The 18,872-nt window shown below is 70.5% G+C and carries 16 protein-coding genes; 5 read left to right on the top strand and 11 right to left on the bottom strand.

What is annotated here, in order from left to right; genetic code table 11:
* Nucleotides 1-146: 146 nt before the first annotated feature.
* Entirely contained in the window at nt 147-1,346 is a 1,200-nt protein-coding gene (locus tag ACIA03_RS12715; protein WP_396982841.1) for an FAD-dependent monooxygenase, read from the bottom strand.
* Nucleotides 1,347-1,425: 79 nt separating this feature from the next.
* Here ACIA03_RS12715 and ACIA03_RS12710 point away from each other — a divergent pair, with 79 nt between their 5' ends.
* Nucleotides 1,426-2,136 carry a TetR/AcrR family transcriptional regulator gene (locus ACIA03_RS12710; RefSeq protein ID WP_396982839.1) on the top strand — a complete coding sequence of 237 codons (711 nt, stop codon included), beginning with the start codon at nt 1,426-1,428 and terminating at the stop codon, nt 2,134-2,136.
* A gap of 42 nt (nt 2,137-2,178) precedes the next feature.
* Here ACIA03_RS12710 and ndk read toward each other — a convergent pair whose 3' ends face one another.
* Nucleotides 2,179-2,583, bottom strand: a complete 405-nt coding sequence (gene ndk, locus ACIA03_RS12705; protein ID WP_396982837.1) for a nucleoside-diphosphate kinase — start codon at nt 2,581-2,583, stop codon at nt 2,179-2,181.
* Between the two features lie 112 nt (nt 2,584-2,695).
* Between ndk and ACIA03_RS12700 the strand changes: the two genes are divergently transcribed.
* On the top strand, nt 2,696-5,119 hold the full coding sequence (locus tag ACIA03_RS12700; RefSeq protein WP_396982835.1) for a Tex family protein: 2,424 nt from the start codon (nt 2,696-2,698) through the stop codon (nt 5,117-5,119).
* Nucleotides 5,120-5,198: 79 nt separating this feature from the next.
* Here ACIA03_RS12700 and ACIA03_RS12695 read toward each other — a convergent pair whose 3' ends face one another.
* Nucleotides 5,199-5,897 (bottom strand): pyridoxamine 5'-phosphate oxidase family protein, encoded by a 699-nt coding sequence (locus ACIA03_RS12695; protein ID WP_396982833.1) that lies wholly within the window; start codon nt 5,895-5,897, stop codon nt 5,199-5,201.
* 73 nt (nt 5,898-5,970) lie between these two features.
* Between ACIA03_RS12695 and ACIA03_RS12690 the strand changes: the two genes are divergently transcribed.
* A complete protein-coding gene (locus ACIA03_RS12690; RefSeq protein ID WP_396982831.1) occupies nt 5,971-7,320 on the top strand; it encodes a PLP-dependent aminotransferase family protein in 1,350 nt (449 codons plus the stop codon).
* A gap of 6 nt (nt 7,321-7,326) precedes the next feature.
* On the opposite strand, the gene ACIA03_RS12685 is transcribed toward ACIA03_RS12690, so the two are convergent.
* From ACIA03_RS12685 to ACIA03_RS12675, 3 genes are read right to left on the bottom strand one after another with little or no spacing between them, the layout of a single operon-like run.
* Nucleotides 7,327-7,569, bottom strand: coding sequence for a competence protein CoiA family protein (locus ACIA03_RS12685; RefSeq protein ID WP_396982829.1), 243 nt, complete (start codon nt 7,567-7,569; stop codon nt 7,327-7,329).
* 35 nt (nt 7,570-7,604) lie between these two features.
* Nucleotides 7,605-8,003: a DUF4233 domain-containing protein gene (locus tag ACIA03_RS12680; protein ID WP_396982828.1), complete on the bottom strand. Its 399-nt coding sequence runs from the start codon at nt 8,001-8,003 to the stop codon at nt 7,605-7,607.
* Nucleotides 7,993-9,435, bottom strand: coding sequence for a bifunctional folylpolyglutamate synthase/dihydrofolate synthase (locus tag ACIA03_RS12675; RefSeq protein WP_396982826.1), 1,443 nt, complete (start codon nt 9,433-9,435; stop codon nt 7,993-7,995). Before ACIA03_RS12675 ends, ACIA03_RS12680 begins: the two co-directional genes overlap by 11 nt.
* A 104-nt stretch (nt 9,436-9,539) precedes the next feature.
* On the opposite strand from ACIA03_RS12675, the gene ACIA03_RS12670 reads away from it, so the two are divergent.
* Complete coding sequence (locus tag ACIA03_RS12670; RefSeq protein WP_396982824.1) at nt 9,540-11,369, top strand: M48 family metallopeptidase; 1,830 nt, start codon at nt 9,540-9,542, stop codon at nt 11,367-11,369.
* A 1-nt stretch (nt 11,370) separates the two neighbouring features.
* Here ACIA03_RS12670 and ACIA03_RS12665 read toward each other — a convergent pair whose 3' ends face one another.
* Nucleotides 11,371-12,255 (bottom strand): GNAT family N-acetyltransferase, encoded by an 885-nt coding sequence (locus ACIA03_RS12665; protein ID WP_396982822.1) that lies wholly within the window; start codon nt 12,253-12,255, stop codon nt 11,371-11,373.
* 81 nt (nt 12,256-12,336) lie between these two features.
* Between ACIA03_RS12665 and valS the strand changes: the two genes are divergently transcribed.
* Nucleotides 12,337-14,967, top strand: a complete 2,631-nt coding sequence (gene valS / locus ACIA03_RS12660) for a valine--tRNA ligase (protein ID WP_396982820.1) — start codon at nt 12,337-12,339, stop codon at nt 14,965-14,967.
* A gap of 141 nt (nt 14,968-15,108) precedes the next feature.
* Here valS and ACIA03_RS12655 read toward each other — a convergent pair whose 3' ends face one another.
* The 4 genes from ACIA03_RS12655 to ACIA03_RS12640 all read right to left on the bottom strand — a co-directional run bounded on the left by ACIA03_RS12655 (nt 15,109) and on the right by ACIA03_RS12640 (nt 18,796).
* Entirely contained in the window at nt 15,109-16,014 is a 906-nt protein-coding gene (locus ACIA03_RS12655; RefSeq protein WP_396982818.1) for a hypothetical protein, read from the bottom strand.
* A gap of 116 nt (nt 16,015-16,130) precedes the next feature.
* Nucleotides 16,131-17,423: an ATP-dependent Clp protease ATP-binding subunit ClpX gene (gene clpX, locus ACIA03_RS12650; RefSeq protein ID WP_396982816.1), complete on the bottom strand. Its 1,293-nt coding sequence runs from the start codon at nt 17,421-17,423 to the stop codon at nt 16,131-16,133.
* A 100-nt stretch (nt 17,424-17,523) separates the two neighbouring features.
* Nucleotides 17,524-18,129, bottom strand: coding sequence for an ATP-dependent Clp protease proteolytic subunit (locus ACIA03_RS12645; RefSeq protein WP_396982814.1), 606 nt, complete (start codon nt 18,127-18,129; stop codon nt 17,524-17,526).
* A 4-nt stretch (nt 18,130-18,133) separates the two neighbouring features.
* Nucleotides 18,134-18,796 (bottom strand): ATP-dependent Clp protease proteolytic subunit, encoded by a 663-nt coding sequence (locus ACIA03_RS12640; protein WP_396982905.1) that lies wholly within the window; start codon nt 18,794-18,796, stop codon nt 18,134-18,136.
* Between the last annotated feature and the right edge of the window lie 76 nt (nt 18,797-18,872).

The following is an 18,872-nucleotide window of genomic DNA, read 5'->3' as shown; positions in this document are numbered from 1 at the left end:
CGCGGCAAGTGACCGCGGGATGCCCGTGTCCGCAGGGCGGTGCGGAACGTCTCACGGAGGCCCCGGAAAGTGGCCTCGGCAACCATCCGAGGCGTCGCGTCGTGCTGCCGGCGAGGCCGCAGCGAGGCATCGGAGCGACGCAGACGTCAGGCCGTCACGGTCGCACCCCGCAGGCTGTAGTCGGGCAGCCCGGCATCGGTCGCGAAGGCCTCGGTGAGGCGCATCATCGCGCGGAAGAGCGGGCCGTTGGCGAAGACGAGGTCGCGCATCCTGATCCTCATCGGCGAGCGCGGAGCGAGGAACGGGCCGGCGTTGGACCGGCGGGCGACCTTGGACAACGGGCCCATCCTTCGGTCGTACGCGGCGAAGGCCGCGGCGTGGTCGCCACGAGCGGCCTCCAGCTCACCGGCCAGCACATAGGCCCCGACGATCGCCAGGCCGGTGCCGAAGCCGCCGAGGGTGTTCGCGTAGCCCGCGTCACCGAGCAGCGCGACCCGGCCGCGGGTGAAGCTCGTCATCCGGGTCCGGGCCAGGGTGTCGAGGTAGAACTCCGGGGCGTTGACCGCCGCCTCGACCATCTCCGGCACGCGCCACCCCATGCCCGCGAGGCTCTGCGCGAGGAACGCCTTCTGGGAGTCGGTGTCGCGACGGTCGTAGGCTGCCCGGTCCTCGCGGAAGACGAAGAACAGCGGCGCCTTGGTGCCGCCCAGCACGGCGTAGCGGCCGGGCTCGTTGTAGCCGTACTGCACCGCCCGCCCGTCCGCCAGCTCGGTCACTGATGTCGACGCACCGTTCGACGGCAGCTGGGCGTCGGCCACGGCGTAGTAGTGGCCGAGAGGCTCGAGATGAGCCTCCTCGGGGCCGAAGGCGAGCGCCCGGACCGCGGAGTGGATGCCGTCGGCGCCGACGACCAGGTCGAAGCGCTCGGTCGGACGCCTTGCGAAGGCCACCGTCACACCGTCGGCGTTCTCGGTGAGGTCGAGGATCTCGTCGCCGAAGACGATGTCGGCGTGCGGCGCGGCGTGGTGGTGCAGGATCCGGGCGAGGTCGCCACGGCGGATCTCCAGGTCGCCGCCGAGGAACTCCCCGGGCATCACCGCCTTGACCCGCTCGTCCGCGTCGATGAGGCGCACGTCGGACTTCGCCGTCTGGGCCGCGACCAGGTCGTCCCACACGCCCATCCGCTCGAGCACCGTGCGATGGGTCGGGCCCTTGAAGTCGACCGCCTGACCGCCTGGCCGGATCGCCGGCGACTTCTCGACGACGGTGACGTCGGCTCCGTTGCGGCCGAGCCACATGGCCAGCGCCGGGCCGGCGATGCTGGCGCCTGAGATGAGTACCTTCATTGCTCCTCCTAATTAGCGTCCATCGGACGCAATTAAATTAGCGTACGTTGGACGCAATGACAACCGGCAAAGGACTGTGATGACCGACGGCGTGATGGATGCCCTCTGGCCGGCCCCTGCTCCGACACGGAAGCGCGGCCGACGACCCAAGCTCTCGGTCGAGGACGTCGTGACGGCGGGGATAGCCGTCGCCGACGCCGAAGGGGTCGCTGCGGTGACCATGCAGCGCGTCGCCGACGAGCTCGGTGCTGCGAAGATGGCGCTCTACCGCCACGTACGGGGAAAGACCGAGCTGATCGCACTCATGCTCGACGGCGCACTGGGCGAGGCGCCGGAGACGGACGGCGAGAACTGGCGAGCCCACATCGGCGTCTGGGCGCGCACGCTTCACGAGCGGATGGCGCGCCACCCGTGGACGACCGAGCTCGTCGTGACGCGCACCGTGCCCGGTCCCGCCGAGATGGGCTGGTTCGAGGCCGGCCTCGCAGCCCTGGCGACGACGCCGCTCACCGGCGCCGAGCGTCTCGACACGCTCGCCCTGCTCAGCAACCAGGTGACCGCCAACGTGCGTCAAGCCACGGTCGCGGCGAATCCGGAGGCGTCGCTCGCGGCCGCGATGGCGCCGATCCTGGAGACGTACGGCTCTCGGTTCCCGCACACCGTGGCGGCCTTCTCCGAGGCGGGAGAGTCGGGCGATCAAGACAACGCGCTCGGCTACGGGATCGAACGGATCCTCGACGGGGTCGCCTCGCTGATCTCGTGGCGGCGATCGCCCGCGGATCCGAAATGAGAGATCGCGCCGGTAGGAGCTACCGGCGCGATCTCAGTGTGGTCAGGCGCCGAACCAGAGCTTGATCTCACGGTCGGCCGACTCGGGCGAGTCGGAGCCGTGGACGAGGTTCTCGCGGTTGGAGAGGGAGTAGTCGCCGCGGATGGTGCCGGGCGCGGCCTTGCGGCCGTCGGTGGCGCCGTTGAGCGCGCGCACGACGTCGATCGCCTCGTCGCCCTCGAGGACGGCGGCGACGAGCGGGCCGGAGGTGACGAAGTCGCGCAGCGGCGGGTACCACGGCTGCTCGACGTGCTCGGCGTAGTGCTCGTCCGCCATGCCCGCGTCGATCGTGCGGTGCTCCAGTTTCACGATCGAGAGGCCCTTGGCCTCGTAGCGGGACAGGATCTCCCCCACCAGGCCCCGGCGGACGGCGTCGGGCTTCAGGATCACGAACGTGCGCTGCGTCATGGGGGCGAGCGTATCGGGGCGGGCCGCTGCGGGCACGTCCGGGCCCGTCGAGGTTGTGCCTTCTCGGCCTGGGCTCAAACCATGTCGGTGGCATGCGGCAGGATGGCGCCCCGTGACATCAACTCCACCAGCTCCGACGCTCGCAGACTCGATGGCCGCCATCCCGGCCCGCATCGCCGAAGATCTCGGGGTGCGCCCCGCGCAGGTGACGGCCGCGGTCGCCCTGCTCGACGAGGGCTCGACGGTGCCGTTCATCGCGCGCTACCGCAAGGAGGTGACCGGTGGCCTCGACGACGCCCAGCTGCGTACGTTGGAGGAGCGGCTCGGCTACCTGCGCGACCTGGAGGAGCGCCGCGCCGCCGTGCTCGCCGAGATCGCGAAGCAGGACAAGCTCACCCCCGAGCTGCAGGCCTCGATCCTCGCCGCCGACACCAAGGCGCGGCTGGAGGACATCTACCTGCCGTTCAAGCCGAAGCGGCGTACGAAGGCGATGATCGCCCGCGAGAACGGGCTCGAGCCGCTGGCCGACGGGCTGCTGGCCGGCCCCGGGTTGGATCCTGCCGTGGTCGCCGAGGGCTACCTCGGGGAGAACGTCCCCGACACCAAGGCCGCGCTCGACGGCGCCCGCGCGATCCTGGTCGAGCGGTTCGGTGAGGACGCCGACCTGATCGGCACGCTGCGCGAGCGGATGTGGAAGCAGGGCCGCCTGGTGACCCGCGTGCGCGAAGGTCGCGAGAACGACCCGGCCGCTGCGAAGTTCTCCGACTACTTCGAGTTCTCCGAGGCGTACGCGTCACTGCCGTCGCACCGCACCCTGGCCGTCCTGCGTGCGGAGAAGGAGGAGGTCCTCGAGGTCACCCTGTCTCCCTACGCCGAGGAGCCGGCGCCCGGCGAGGTGACCGACTACGAGCGCTCGATCGCTGCCCGTTTCGGGATCACGGACTCCGGCCGCCCGGCGGACAAGTGGCTGGCCGAGACGGTGCGGTGGGCGTGGCGTACGCGGATCCTGTTCCGTCTCGAGCTCGACATGCGCACCCGGATCCGTACGGCTGCCGAGGAGGCCGCGATCGCGGTCTTCGCCGACAACCTGCGCGACCTGCTGCTGGCCGCGCCGGCCGGGACGCGGGCGACCATGGGCCTCGACCCGGGCATCCGGACGGGCGTGAAGGTGGCGGTCGTGGACGCCACCGGGAAGGTGGTCGACACCTCGACGGTCTACCCGCACGAGCCGCGCCGCGACTGGGACGGCGCGCTGGCGACCCTGGCGAAACTGGCGAAGAAGCACTCGGTCGACCTGATCGCGATCGGCAACGGCACCGCCTCCCGCGAGACCGACAAGCTCGCCGCCGACCTGCTCAAGCTGCTGCCGGACCTGAAGATGACCAAGGTGATGGTCTCCGAGGCCGGGGCCTCGGTCTACTCCGCCTCCGCCTACGCCTCCTCCGAGCTGCCCGATCTCGACGTGTCGCTGCGTGGCGCGGTGTCTATCGCCCGCCGCCTCCAGGACCCCCTGGCCGAGCTGGTCAAGATCGAGCCGAAGTCGATCGGGGTCGGGCAATACCAGCACGACCTGCCCGAATACGGCCTCTCCAAGTCGCTGGACGCGGTCGTCGAGGACTGTGTGAACGGCGTCGGCGTCGACCTCAACACCGCCTCCGCGCCGCTGCTGCGCCGGGTCTCGGGGATCACCGAGTCGCTCGCCTCGGCGATCGTCGCGCACCGGGACGCCAACGGTCCCTTCCGGACCCGCCGCGAGCTCACCAAGGTCGCCCGGCTCGGCCCGAAGGCGTTCGAGCAGGCGGCCGGGTTCCTCCGGATCCGCGGCGGCGACGACCCGCTCGACATGTCCGGCGTGCACCCGGAGGCCTACCCGGTGGTCAACCGGATTCTGGACAAGGCCTCGGCGGACATCGGGTCGCTGATCGGCAACACCTCTGCACTGAAGTCACTGAAGCCGTCGGAGTTCGTCGACGAGAAGTTCGGTCTGCCGACGGTCACCGACATCCTCGCCGAGCTCGAGAAGCCCGGCCGCGACCCGCGTCCGGAGTTCCGCACGGCGACCTTCTCCGAGTCCGTGCACGTGATCGCCGACCTGCGTCCCGGCATGGTCCTGGAGGGCACCGTCACCAACGTGGCCGCCTTCGGCGCCTTCGTCGACATCGGCGTCCACCAGGACGGCCTGGTCCACATCTCCGCGATGTCGGACAAGTTCGTCGAGGACCCGCGCGACGTGGTCCGCTCCGGTGACGTCGTGCGCGTCAAGGTCCTGGAGGTCGACGAGGCCCGCAAGCGGATCTCGCTCACCCTCCGGCTCAACGACGACGCGCCGTCCGGTGCGCCCGCCAAGGGCGAGTCCGGCGGTCGCTCCGGTCGCCCCGGCGGTGGGCAGCGCAGCCAGGGCCAGGGCAAGGGCGGCGGTCCCAAGGGCGGCTCGAAGGGTGGCGGCAACCGTGGCGGCCAGGGTGGCGGCCGCGGCTCGTCCGCCCCGGCCAACAGCGCCATGGCCGACGCGCTGAGGCGCGCGGGGCTCAGCTGAGCCGGCGGTTCCTTCGTAAAGGTATGCAGGTCAAGGCTCACATCCCCAGGGGAACTCCGCAGGGGATGTGAGCCTTCGGCTACATACCTTGACGAAGGTTCAGCCCGGCGGCGCGACGTACGACATCCTCCGGGACCGCCGCGGTCGAGTCCTCGGCGGTGACCGGGGCGCCGGCGACGCGGCGGGTCGGGATCACGCCGGCCCAGGTCCCGGACTCGATGTCGGCGGGATCGTCGACCGGCCCCTCGGCGCGCTCCTTCATCGACGCCTCGACGAGCGGCACGGCGAGGACGGCGGTCGCGGCGAGCTCCTTGCGGGTCGCCGGCCGCAGCGTCGCCCAGCGGCCGGGGATCATCTGGTCGACGACCAGGGCGAGGGCGTGCTCGCGCTCCTCGGGGTCCTCCACCAGCCGCGCGCGGCCGATGACCACCGCCGAGCGGTAGTTCATCGAGTGGTGGAACCCGCTGCGCGCGGCGACCAGACCGTCGAGCTCGGTGATCGTCACGCACACGTCGCGCTCCAGCGCCCGCCCGAGCCAGCCGGCGGCGACCGACCCGTGCAGGTAGAGCGAGCCGCCCGCGTCCGGGCCGTCGAGATCGAAGCCGTACGCCGTGGGCAGGACGACCGGGTGGGCGTCCTCGCCCGACCCGACGGTGACGCCCAGGTGGGCGAGGAGCGCATCCCCGAGGAAGGTGTGGAGGCGCTCGCGGTCGGGGACGGCGCGGTTCTTCCCGCGGCTGACCTGAGTGCGTGAAGTGGGTGACAACGTCGTGCTCATGGCACCATCCTGAGAGCGAAGTGGCCTGTACGCACGGGCCAATTCACGTCTACTTCGACAGGCCATTCGACCGATGCTCCCCGTAACTCTCGACCGCAGCTCCAGCGAGCCCCTTCCCGCCCAGCTCGCCGGGCAGGTCCGCTCCCTGGTGCTGTCCGGCACCCTCGGGACCGGCGACCGGCTGCCCTCGAGCCGCGCGCTGGCGGCGGACCTCGGCGTCTCCCGGGCCGTGACCGAGCAGGCCTACGACCAGCTCACCGCCGAGGGCTGGCTCGAGGCGCGCCGCGGGTCCGGGACGTACGTCACGGCGACCCGCCCGACGGCCGTGACCTCTCGGCCGACCGACGTGACGCCTCGCCCGACGCGGGTGACGCCTCGCCCGACGGGGGTGACGCATCGGCTCGACACCGGCACGCCGTTCTTCGACCCACGGCTGGAGCCGGGGTGGCGGCGGGCGTGGCGGGAGGTCTCGGTGGCGGCTCCCCCGCGCGGGTACGACGACCCGCGAGGGCTGGTGGAGCTGCGCGAGGCGCTCGCGGCGCGGCTCGGGCGCACCCGCGGCCTGGAGATCCACGCGGACGAGATCATCGTGACCGCGGGCACCACCGATGGCCTCCGGGCGCTCCTGCCCGAGCTGCAGCCCGGGCCGGTGGCGGTGGAGGATCCAGGTTACCGGGCGGCGGCCGAGACGGTGCTCACCTACGGACGCGAGGTCATCGACCTGCCCGCCGTGGAGACGGTGCGGGACCTGGGGCCTGCGGTCGCGGCGTACGTCACTCCGGCCCATCAGCACCCGCTGGGACGGGTCATGCCGGCGGCCGACCGGCTGGCGCTCCTCGACGCCGCCAGGCGCGCCGACGCGGTCGTGATCGAGGACGACTACGACTCGGAGTTCCGCTACGACGTCGCGCCGGTGCCCGCGATGGCGACGCTGGACCGCGGCCGGGTGGTCTATCTCGGCACCGCGGCGAAGTCGGTGGTCCCGACGCTGCGCCTGGGCTGGCTGGTCGCTCCGCCCGACCTGCACGAGCTGATCCTGCGCCGCCGCACCATCACCCACGCCGGCGCCGCCTGGCCGTCCCAGCGCGCACTGCTCACCCTGCTCCGCGACGGCTGGCTGGACCGGGCCGTGCGATCGGCGCGCCGTGTCTATGCCGAGCGTGCCCCGAGGGTGGCCGAGGCCATGACGCCCCATGCGACGCTCGCCGGACCGCTGGCGGGCATGTACTCCACCTGGCTGCTCCCCGAGCCCGACGCCGTCCGCGCCCGCGATGCCGCCAGAGCGGCCGGGTTCGAGATCAACCTGCTCTCGACGTACGCCCGCAGCAGCGGCCTGACCGGCCTGGTGATCGGGTTCGGCGGGGTCACCGACACCGAGCTCGACCAGGCCCTCACCGCGCTCACCGGCGCGCTCGCGCGCTAGCGACCGCTAACGCTCCGAGGTGTCGTCCTCGATCAGGTCGAAGAGGTTCTCCAGGCTGTCCGGATCGTCCTCGCCGCCGCCGACCGCCCACCCGGAGCTGGTACGCCGCAGCTGCGCGCCCACGAGCCGGCACGACTCCCCGGCCTTGTGTGCGTAGTGCGCCGTCCGCGTCCGCGGCCGGCGCAGCACCAACGCGTTGCCGCACGCCGGGCACAGCGCCCAGTCGGTCGCCGTCTCGTCCGTCGCCATCTGCAGCTCGTCAGGCTCCTCCGCAGCACCCAACCTCAGACCTCTTCCTCGGCGTCTTCCTCGGCGACGATCCGGTCGAAAGCCGCGAAGGCCGCGGAACGCTCGCTCTCGATCTTGCGACCGAGGAGGTCGGCCGTGCCCCACAGGATCGCGAAGATCACGCCGACGACGAACATGATCGGGATCAGGAACCCCATCCCGATCGCGATGACCTGGAGCGCCCAGCCGAGCAAGTAGGCCCAGGGGCGGCGCAGCAGTCCGGCCACGACGATGCAGGCAACGAAGAAGCCGAGGCCCAGCGGGAGCGCCAGCCCGGCGGAGACCCCGCCGATCGAGATCATCACGGGTGTGGCCAGCGCGACGGCGAGCCCCTCCATCGACACGATCGCGGCACACATCCCGCGCCGTGGCGACTTCTCCCGCTCACTCGCCATCTGCGTCCGCCTCCAGGTAGGCCTCCAGCTCGGGGTCGGCGGTCGGCACGACCCGGGCCGTCGCGGCCGACCGGCCGGCTGAGCCACGAGCCCCCAGCAACGTACGCGCCTCGCCGGCGGTCACCACCGAGCCGGTCACGAGCACCGCGCCCTCGGAGATCGAGCCGCCGCCGGAGGACTCCGAGAGGCCGATCGCGGCATCGATGGCGTCGGCGAGACGCGGCACGACCGAGACCCGCTCCTCCCCGTAGAGGTCGACGGCGATCTTGGCGAGCTCGACGGCGGGGAGGGCGCGCTCGGTGGAGTTCTGGGTGACGACGAGATGCTCGAGCGCGGGCTCGAAGGCGGCCAGCAGACCCTCGACGTCCTTGTCCCCCATCACGCCGACGACCCCGACGACCGAGGAGAACGAGAACGAGTCCTCCAAAGCCACAACCGTAGCTTCAGCCCCAGACGGATTGTGGGCAGCGTCGATCAGGACCGTCGGGGACGATCGCACGATCTCCAGGCGCGCCGGCGAGTCGACCTTGGCGAACGCGTCGCGCACGAGCTCGTCGGCCAGCACGGTGTCACCGAGGAACGCCTCGACCGCGGCCAGCGCCGCCGCAGCGTTCTGCGCCTGGTGGGCGCCGTAGAGGGGCAGGAAGAGATCCTCGTACTCCCCCCGCAGCCCGCGCAGCGTGAGGATCTGTCCGCCAACGGCAGGGGTGCGGGAGACGACCCCGAAGTCGGTGCCCTCCCACAGCAGCCGGGCGCCGACCTCGGCTGCGTGCTGGTCCAGCACGGCGGCGACCTCGACGGACTGCTCCGCGATCACCGCCACCGAGCCCGGCTTGATGATCCCGGCCTTCTCGCGTGCGATGGCGACCGGGGTGTCGCCGAGGTACTTCGCGTGGTCGACCGCGATCGGGGTCACCACGGCCACGTCGGCGTTCGCCACGTTCGTCGCGTCCCAGCCGCCGCCCAGGCCGACCTCGACCACGGCCACGTCGACCGGGGCCTCGGCGAACTTGGCGTAGGCCATCCCGACCATCGTCTCGAAGAAGGACAGCGGGTGCGGCTGGTCGTCGTCGACCATGCTGAGGTAGTGGGCGACGTCGTTGAACGCGGCCACGAACTCGTCATCGTCCAGCGGCTCGCCGTCGATGGAGATCCGCTCGTTGATCCGCTCCACGTGTGGCGAGGTGAACCGGCCCACCCGCAGGTCCAGCGATCGCAGCAGCGTGTCGATCATCCGGGACGTGGAGGTCTTGCCGTTGGTGCCGGTCAGCTGGACGATCCGGAACGCGTCCTGCGGGTCGCCGAGGATCTCGAGCAGGGCACGGATCCGGTCCAGGGACGGTTCGAGCCGGGTCTCGGGCCAGCGCGACTGCAGCGCTTCCCAGACCTCCTCGATCGTGGCCGCCAGACGCGGCGCGGGAGTCTCACTCATCAGCCCGAGTCTAAGGTGTGCTCCCTTCCCAGCGAATCGCCGGACCGGCTACCCTCCCCCTCATCTCGGACTGACACCCCGTCCCCCACCAAGGTCCACCATTCATGCGTACGCTCCGGGCTGCTCTCGCGGTCTCGTTCCTGGCCGTTGCCTACGTCCTGGCTGCCCTGGTGCTGGTCGGTCAGCAGGTGGCCCCGCGGCCGCCCCGCACCAGGACCACGAGCGATCCCGGCGGGCTCGTCCTCACCGAGCAGGACCAGCCGGGTCTGTGGGCGGAGGTGCGCCAGCTGGCCGCCCACGCCGGCACGCGCGCGCCTGATGAGATCCGGCTGGTGCCGGAGGTCAACGCGGCGGTGAGCGAGGAGACCAGCCTCCTCGGCCTGCGGACCGGGACCCGGCGGATGTTCCTCGGCGTACCTCTCCTCCAGGGCCTCTCCCGCAACCAGCTCCACGCGGTGCTCGCCCACGAGCTCGGTCACCACAGCACCACCCACACCCGCCTCGGCGCCCTCGTCCACCGCAGCCGCCTGGCGATCGCCGAGGTCGCCGCCGGCCTCTCCAACCCGCTGGTGAAGCGTCCGTTCCGGACGTACGCCCGGATCTTCTTCTCCCTCACCCGCCCGCTCGCGCACGCCCACGAGATCGACGCCGACCGGTTCAGCGCGCAGGTCGCCGGGCCGCGGACCGCGGCGATCACGCTGCGCACCCTCCCCGCGCTCGATGCCGCCTGGCGCATCTACCTGGAGCAGTACGTCGAGGCCGGCACCCACTACGGCCTGCGGCCCACGCGCTTCTTCGACAACTTCACCAACCTGATGAGCGACCCCGAGCGCCTGGAGGAGCTGGGCCGGATCAGCGCGGCGCCGCCCGAGGTGACGACGTCGGCCTACGACTCGCACCCGCCGCTCGCGGAGCGGATCGCGCGGCTGGAGGCGATGGCCTCCGCCGACGAGGCCGACGGAGCGGACAACTCCGGTAACGCTGCCAGCATCCTGCGCTACCCGTCACAGAACTTCCTCGCCCTCGAGGACAAGACGTTCGCCGGCTCCGGGCTGACCCCGGCGCCGATGGCCGAGATCGTGACCGTGGCCGGCGCCCGCGCCGCGGCGGTCAACGCCGAGACCCTGCTGAACGCGATGCGCGAGAACCAGATCGCGCCGGCCACGGTGCGCGGAGCACTCGACCTGATCGCCACCGGCAACCTCGACAAGCTCCTCGACATGGTCGAGGTCGAGTCCACTCCGGAGGAGGACGCCGAGGCGAAGCGGAAGGTGATCGCCCGGCTCCTGGGTGCCGCCATCGCCCACGAGCTCGTCGGCGAGGACAAGGCCCGCTACGAGCTCAGCTGGGCAGGACCGTGGCGGCTGGTCGACATCGCCGGTCAGGAGGTCGACCCCGAGAACCTCGCCTACGAGGCCCTCGGCTCCCCCGGCTACGCCGCCGCGCTGCGCGCCTGGGTGCACCAGCTCGAAGCGAAGGCCCACACCGAGACGCAGGCGCGCACCGCTGCCGAGCCCCCGGCCCCGGCTCCGCCCGACGGCTACATCGGCGCCTTGGCCCCGATCTCCGGCGACGGCTTCCGTACGCTCCTGGTGACCGAGACCGGCCTGATGCTGCTCAAGCCCTCCGGCTCCGACCGCCTCGCCACCGGGTTCGCCTCGGTGACCGCCGGCTCACCCGGCCGGAAGCTGATCCAGCGTGCCCTGGAGCGGCCACCCGCCGAGCTGGCCGCCACCGCCAACGCCGCCTACGTCCCCTGGGACCAGATCCGCGCCCTCCACCTCAAGCAGAGCAGCAGCGGCCGCCGCTCGGCCGACATCACCACCGCCTCCGGCACCGGCTGGTCCCTGCGCTGGACCGACGCCGCCGAGGCGGAGGGCCACATCTGGCCGGCCGTCGACCACTACCTCGGCCGCCGCTTCACCGTCGACTGAATCACCGCACGAGCGTGTGGTTGGCCATGTCCACCACCGGGCGGAAACCGAGCTTGGCGTAGACGTGGTTGGAGACCGGGTTGTCCTGATCGGTGAACAGGCAGACCCGGACGCCCGCCTCCAGGAGGCGACGCGCGACCTCGGCGACCGCGGCGCTCGCATAGCCGCGGCCCCAGCGCGCCTTCGGCGTGTAGACCGGACCGATCCGAGCCACACCGAAGGCCGGTGCGGAGAACGCGGTCAGATGCACGACCTCGCCGGCGTCCTCCCACAGCAGGATCCTGCCCTCGTCGATGCGCTCACGCATGTCCGCCTCGTCATGGTGCTCCTCGCCGTGCGCCGAATCGGCGTTGCCCGACTGCTCCCGGGCCGCCCGCCCGAAGTCCCGGAACCAGGCCCGGCAGATGGCGACATCTGCGTACGTCGCCAACCTGGCCTTCCCCGGCACAGCCGCGGGCACCACCAGATCGCCGAGCTCCCACAGCCGGGTCGCCATCGCCGTCTCGACCGTGCCGCCCCACAACCGGGCCGACTCCTCGGCCACCAGGCGAGCGGCCGGCAGCGACCCGTTGACGCCGCCCGGGTGCTCCCCGCGCTCGTACAACGCCCTCGCGAGCTCGACGGCCGCCGCCTCGGGCAGCGGCGAGACGTAGAGCGGATAGGGCTCGAAGGGCGCCGTACGCATGGCCACCCCGACGATCTCGCCCTCAGCCCGCGCGACCACCCACCACGCGTAGGGCGTCTTCAGGGGTCCGTGCTCCGCGGCTCGCCCGGTGACCGAGGCGACGACGCTCATCAGCACCGGGTGGGCGCCCAGATAGCCATCGGCCGCGGCGAGGAACTCCGCGGGGTCGGTGTAGAAGTCGAGGGTCGGCGCGGGAGTCATGAGCGACAGCATCAGGCGTACGCACCGCCCGTCTCAACCGGGTTTCGCGCCAGCAACCGTGCGCCCATAGGATTTGGTCCCATGACTGAGACCACGCCCACGCTGACCGCACCGGAGACGACGACGCCCGCTGACCAGCGCGTAGTCGCCGTACCGGACAAGCCGGTTCTCGAGGGCCTGGAGGCCAAGTGGGCCGAGCGGTGGAAGAACGAGAAGACCTACGCCTTCGACCGCACCCAGCCGCGGGAGAACGTCTACTCGATCGACACCCCGCCGCCGACCGTCTCCGGCAGCCTGCACGTCGGCCACGTCTTCTCCTACACCCACCCCGACCTGATCGCCCGCTTCCAGCGGATGAACGGCAAGTCGGTCTTCTACCCGATCGGCTGGGACGACAACGGCCTGCCCACCGAGCGCCGGGTCCAGAACTACTTCGGCGTCCGGTGCGACCCGAGCCTGCCGTACGACCCCGACTTCACGCCGCCGGAGAAGCCGGACCCGAAGCGTCAGATCTCCATCAGCCGGCCCAACTTCGTCGAGCTCTGCAACCAGCTGGTCGTCGAGGACGAGAAGGTCTTCGAAGACCTGTGGCGCACCCTGGGTCTCTCCTTCGACTGGGACCAGCAGTACACGACCATCGGCAAGGTCTCCCAGACCGCCTCGCAGAAGGCGTTCCTGCGCAACCTCGCCCGCGGCGAGGCCTACCTGCAGGAGGCCCCGACCCTGTGGGACGTCACCTTCCAGACCGCGGTCGCCCAGGCCGAGCTCGAGGCCAAGGACTACCCCGGCTTCTTCCACCGCGTCGCCTTCCACCGCGCTGACGGCACCCCGGTCCACATCGAGACCACCCGCCCTGAGCTGATCCCGAGCGTCGTCGCGCTGATCGCGCACCCCGACGACGACCGCTACAAGGACCTGTTCGGCAGCACCGTCACCAGCCCGATCTTCGGCGTCGAGATCCCCGTCCTGGCCCACGAGGCCGCGGAGATGGACAAGGGCGCCGGCATCGCGATGTGCTGCACCTGGGGTGACCTCACCGACGTCCAGTGGTGGCGTGAGCTCAACCTGCCCGCCCGCGCCCTGATCGGCCGCGACGGCCGCTTCTCCCGCGAGACCCCGGAGTGGATCACCACCGAGGCAGGGGTCGCTGCGTACGAGGACCTGAAGGGCAAGACCGTCCACTCGGCCCGCGAGGCCGTCGTCGCGATGATCCGCGACTCCGGTGACCTCGAGGGCGAGCCCAAGAAGACCCAGCGGATGGCCAACTTCTACGAGCGGGGCGACAAGCCGCTCGAGATCGTCGCCAGCCGGCAGTGGTACATCACCAACGGTGGCCGCAACCCCGACCTGCGCGGGCAGCTGCTGGCCCGCGGCGGCGAGGTGTCCTGGCTGCCCGAGCACATGCGTCACCGCTACGACAACTGGGTCGGCGGCCTCAACGGCGACTGGCTGATCTCCCGCCAACGCTTCTTCGGCATCCCGTTCCCGGTCTGGTACGCGCTCGACGACGAGGGCAACCCCGACTACGACAAGCCGCTGCTGCCCAGCGAGGACCAGCTGCCGATCGACCCCTCGACCGATGTTCCGGCCGGCTACGAGGAGGCGCAGCGCGGTAAGCCCGGCGGCTTCCAGGGCGACCCGGACGTCATGGACACCTGGGCGACCTCGTCGCTGACCCCGCAGATCGCAGGCGGCTGGGAGGCCGACCCCGACCTGTTCAACCGGGTCTACCCGATGGACCTGTGCACCCAGAGCCACGAGATCATCCGCACCTGGCTCTTCGGCCGCATCGTCCGTGCCCACCTCGAGGACGGCACCGTCCCGTGGAGCCACGCGATGATCGCGGGCTGGATCCTCGACCCCGACCGCAAGAAGATGTCGAAGTCGAAGGGCAACGTCGTCGTCCCGACCGAGATCCTCGACAAGTTCGGCGCCGACGCGGTGCGCTGGCGCGCCGCGCTGACCCGCCCGGGCATGGACTCGCCGTTCGACGAGACGCAGATGAAGGTCGGTCGCCGGCTGGCGATGAAGATCCTCAACGCCTCCAAGTTCGTCCTCGGCAACGTCGGCGCGGCCACGCTCAACCCGGTCGCGATCACCCAGCCGGTCGACTGCGCGCTGATGGCCCGTCTCAAGGAGACGATCACCAAGGCGACCGACGCCTTCACGGCCTACGACTACTCCACGGCCCTGGAGACCTCGGAGAAGTTCTTCTGGGAGTTCTGCGACGACTACCTCGAGCTCGTCAAGGAGCGTGCCTACGACGAGGACGGCGGCCTAGCCACCGAGTCCGCTCGCGCGACCCTGGCCACGGCGCTCCACGTCCAGCTGCGCCTGCTCGCCCCCTTCCTCCCGTACGTCACCGAGGAGGTCTGGTCGTGGTGGCAGACCGGTTCGATCCACACCTCCTCGTGGCCGCGTGAGCTGGAGCTCGGCACCGCTGCCGCCGCCGACCCCGCGGCGCTCGACGCCGTCGCGGCCACCCTGACCGGGATCCGCGGCGCGAAGTCCACCGCGAAGGTGAAGATGCGTCACCCGCTGGCCAAGGCCGAGGTGACCGGGCCGGCCAAGCTGGTCAAGGACGCCGAGGCCGCCGCGCCGGACCTGAAGCGGGTCGGCAACATCATCGGCGACCTGTTCTTCACCGTCGACGAGAACGCCACCGAGATCACCGTCACCGCTGAGCTGGCGGAGGTCCCGGAGGGCGCCTGAGCCTCAGCCCCGAACGACGGAGCAGGCCCCGGACCGCGATGCGGTCCGGGGCCTGCTTCGTCCCTCACTTCGGCCCAGCGTCCGGGGGGACTCGCTCGGCCGGTCACTCCGGCGTGGTGCGGGTCGCCATCGGAGTGATCCTCACTGCACCGACTTCTCGGCACAAGCCTTGTCGTCCTTGCTGCCTTCCTGCGGCTCCTGCTCCGGCTCCGCTGCCTCCGTCGTGGCAGCGTCGGACGGCTCAGCGGATTCGGTGGTGGCCTCAGGCTCGGCTGCGGGCGATGACCCTACCGGGGTCTTCGGCTCAGCGCACGCCTCACCGCACTCCGGCGCGCCCTCCGGCTCGGGAGCCTCACTCGCTCCCGGCAGCGTCTTCACGTCCTCGGCGATCGCGGCGGTGAGCTCGCACGCGTTCTCGGCGATCCGCTCGGCCTCGGTCTCGTGCTCCTCGGCCTTGGCGTCGGGCGCCTTCGTCGCCTCGGTGGCCTCGTCCTTCTCGCCGTCCTTCTCGGGCTCTTCGATCGGAAGATCCTCGACCGGGACACCGGCGTCGGCGGCGATCAGCTGGCGCAGGAACATCGGCACGGCCTCGTCGACGGGCCGGGCGTCCTCTTCGGCCACGAAGGGCCACAGCAGCGGCGCCATGATGCCCGGGATCGGGCCCACGGACGGCACCAGCGTCGGCGGCGTGGTGTCGCTCTCGTCCTCGCCGGGGTCGGCAGGACCGGTCGGCTCGTCGGAGGGCGCGTCGGGCTGCTCGGTCGGCGCGGATGACGCCTCCGGCTCGTCGTCCGCCGCGCCGGGCTCGGCGGAGCCGTCCCGGTCGTTCCCGCCGTCCGTGTCCGGTGCGGTGCTGGGGATCCTCGACACCCCGGAGACGCCGTCCTCCGGTGCCGGAGGGATCACCGTGAAATCGGCCTGGCCCGAGAGCGTGCGCGGCACCCGGTGCAACGCGGAGATGTCCGGGCTGAGGGTCTGGACGATCACGAGCAGGCCGATGAGCACTACGGCGGCGTAGGCCATCACCGGGCCCCTCTGGAACCTCACGTGGCCACTTCCCTACCGAGTGACGGAGCTGGAAAGGTACGGATGATCATCAGTGCGTATTGTGTCCGACCGCCCGGGCCGAAACCGACCCGGGCAGCGAAAATGACTCAAAGGGACTAGGCGGACTTCTTCTTGGTTTCCTTCTCGCGAGGAACGAGGGTCGGCATCTCGCCGTCCTCGACCACCTCGCGGGTGACGATCACCTTGCCGACGTCGCCACGGGAGGGCACGTCGTACATCACGTAGAGGAGAACCTCCTCGATGATCGCCCGCAGGCCGCGGGCACCGGTGCCACGTTCGAGGGCCTTGTCGGCGATGGCGGTGACCGCCTCGTCGGTGAACTCGAGGTCGACTCCGTCGAGGTCGAAGAGCTTCTGGTATTGCTTCACCAGCGCGTTGCGCGGCTCGGTCAGGATCTTCACCAGGGCGGCCTGGTCGAGCTTCTCGACGCTCGCGATCAGCGGCAGCCGGCCGATGAACTCCGGGATCAGCCCGAACTTGGTGAGGTCCTCGGGGCGGACCAGCTTGAGAAGGTCCTCGGACTCCTTCTCGGCCTTGCCGCGCACCTCGGCGGTGAAGCCAAGCGTCTTCTTGCCGACGCGCTGCTCGATGATGTGCTCCAGACCGGCGAACGCGCCACCCACCACGAAGAGGATGTTGGTGGTGTCGATCTGGATGAACTCCTGGTGGGGGTGCTTGCGGCCACCCTGGGGCGGGACCGAGGCGGTGGTGCCCTCGATGATCTTCAGCAGCGCCTGCTGCACGCCCTCACCGGAGACGTCACGCGTGATCGAGGGGTTCTCCGCCTTGCGGGCCACCTTGTCGATCTCGTCGATGTAGATGATGCCGGTCTCGGCCTTCTTGACGTCGTAGTCGGCGGCCTGGATCAGCTTGAGGAGGATGTTCTCGACGTCCTCACCGACGTAGCCCGCCTCGGTCAGCGCGGTGGCGTCGGCGATCGCGAACGGGACGTTGAGCATCCGCGCCAGCGTCTGCGCCAGGTAGGTCTTGCCGCATCCGGTCGGGCCGATCACCAAGATGTTGGACTTGGCGACCTCGACCTGCTCCTCCTTGGCGTGCTTGCCGGGGCCCTGCGGGCCGCCGGGCTGCAGGCCGGCCTGGACGCGCTTGTAGTGGTTGTAGACCGCCACCGCGAGCGACTTCTTCGCCTGCTCCTGGCCGATGACGTAGGAGTTGAGGAAGTCGAAGATCTCCTTCGGCTTGGGGAGGTCGGCGATCTCCACCTCGGAGCCCTCGTTGAGCTCCTCCTCGATGATCTCGTTGCAGAGGTCGATGCACTCGTCGCAGATGTAGACGCCGGGACCCGCGATGAGCTTCTTGACCTGCTTCTGGCTCTTCCCGCAGAAGGAGCACTTCAGCAGGTCACCTCCGTCGCCGATGCGTGCCACGAGTGGCCTTCCTTCCCCGACTTGTGCTGCTAGGTCCGAATAGTTACTGACGGTACCCCGCGCCGCTCCTTCTGTGTGGGAGCGGCGCGGGGCCCGATGGTCAAACGAGAGCCGGCGTCTTGAGCGACTCGAGCACCGAGTCGATCAGGCCGTACTCCACCGCCTGCGCGGCCGTGAGGATCTTGTCGCGCTCGATGTCGTGGCTGACCTCCTCCAGCGACTTGCCGCTGTGGTCGGCGATCATCTTCTCGAGCAGCTCACGCATCCGCAGGATCTCGTTGGCCTGGATCTCGATGTCGGAGGTCTGGCCGAAGGTGCCCTCGGTGTAGGGCTGGTGGATCAGGATGCGGCTGTTGGGCAGCGCCATCCGCTTGCCGTGCGCACCAGCGCCGAGCAGGATCGCGGCGGCCGAGGCGGCCTGACCGATGCAGACGGTCTGCACGTCCGGCTTGATGAACTGCATCGTGTCGTAGATCGCGGTGCAGGCCGTGAACGAGCCACCGGGGCTGTTGATGTAGATCGAGATGTCCTGGTCCGGGTTCATCGACTGCAGGCAGAGCAGCTGGGCGATGACCGCGTTGGCGACATCGTCGCTGATCGGGGTGCCCAGGTAGATGATCCGGTCCTCGAAGAGCTTGGCGTAGGGGTCGATCCGGCGCACGCCGTAGGACGTACGCTCCTCCCACTGCGGGATGTAGTAGTTCATGTCCTCAGTCCTTCTTGTGGGCGGGACGGCCCTCGTCGGAGGCTTCCTTGGCGCTGCGGATGACCTGGTCGACCAGGCCGTAGTCGAGCGCCTCGGCGGCGGTGAACCAGCGGTCGCGGTCAGCGTCCGTGGTGACCTGCTCGACACTCTGGCCGGTGTGCTCGCTGATCAGCTCGAGCAGCACCTTCTTGATGTGCAGCGACTGCTGGGCCTGGATCTTGATGTCGGAGGCCGAGCCACCCATGCCCGAGGAGGGCTGGTGCATCATGATCCGCGCGTGGGGCAGCGCGTAGCGCTTGCCCTTGGCACCGGCGCAGAGCAGGAACTGGCCCATCGAGGCGGCCAGGCCCATGCCGACGGTGGCCACGTCGTTGGGGATGTAGTGCATCGTGTCGTAGATGGCCATACCGGCATCCACCGAGCCACCGGGCGAGTTGATGTGAAGGAAGATATCGGCCTCGGGGTCCTCCGCGGAGAGCAGCAGGAGCTGCGCGCAGATCGCGTTGGCGTTCTGGTCGCGGACCTCGGAGCCGAGGAAGACGATGCGCTCCCGCAGCAGTCGGTTGTAGATGTTGTCGTCGAGAAGGCTCAGACCGCCGCCGTTGCCGCCCAGGCTCGGGGAGAGCCCTGGGGCACCGGCGTGAGCGTCAGCCGCGCTGGAGTCGATGTTCACAGGATCGACACTAGCCGCCGCAGCCGGTTGTTCCACGGCTGGTGTGCCAATGTTCGCCGACGGCGTATTC

Origin of the sequence: Nocardioides sp. NPDC051685 (assembly GCF_044453405.1) — a bacterium.
Lineage (GTDB): Bacteria > Actinomycetota > Actinomycetes > Propionibacteriales > Nocardioidaceae > Nocardioides.
Note: the sequence above shows the minus strand (reverse complement) of the source record. Positions and strands in the feature narration are given on the sequence as shown.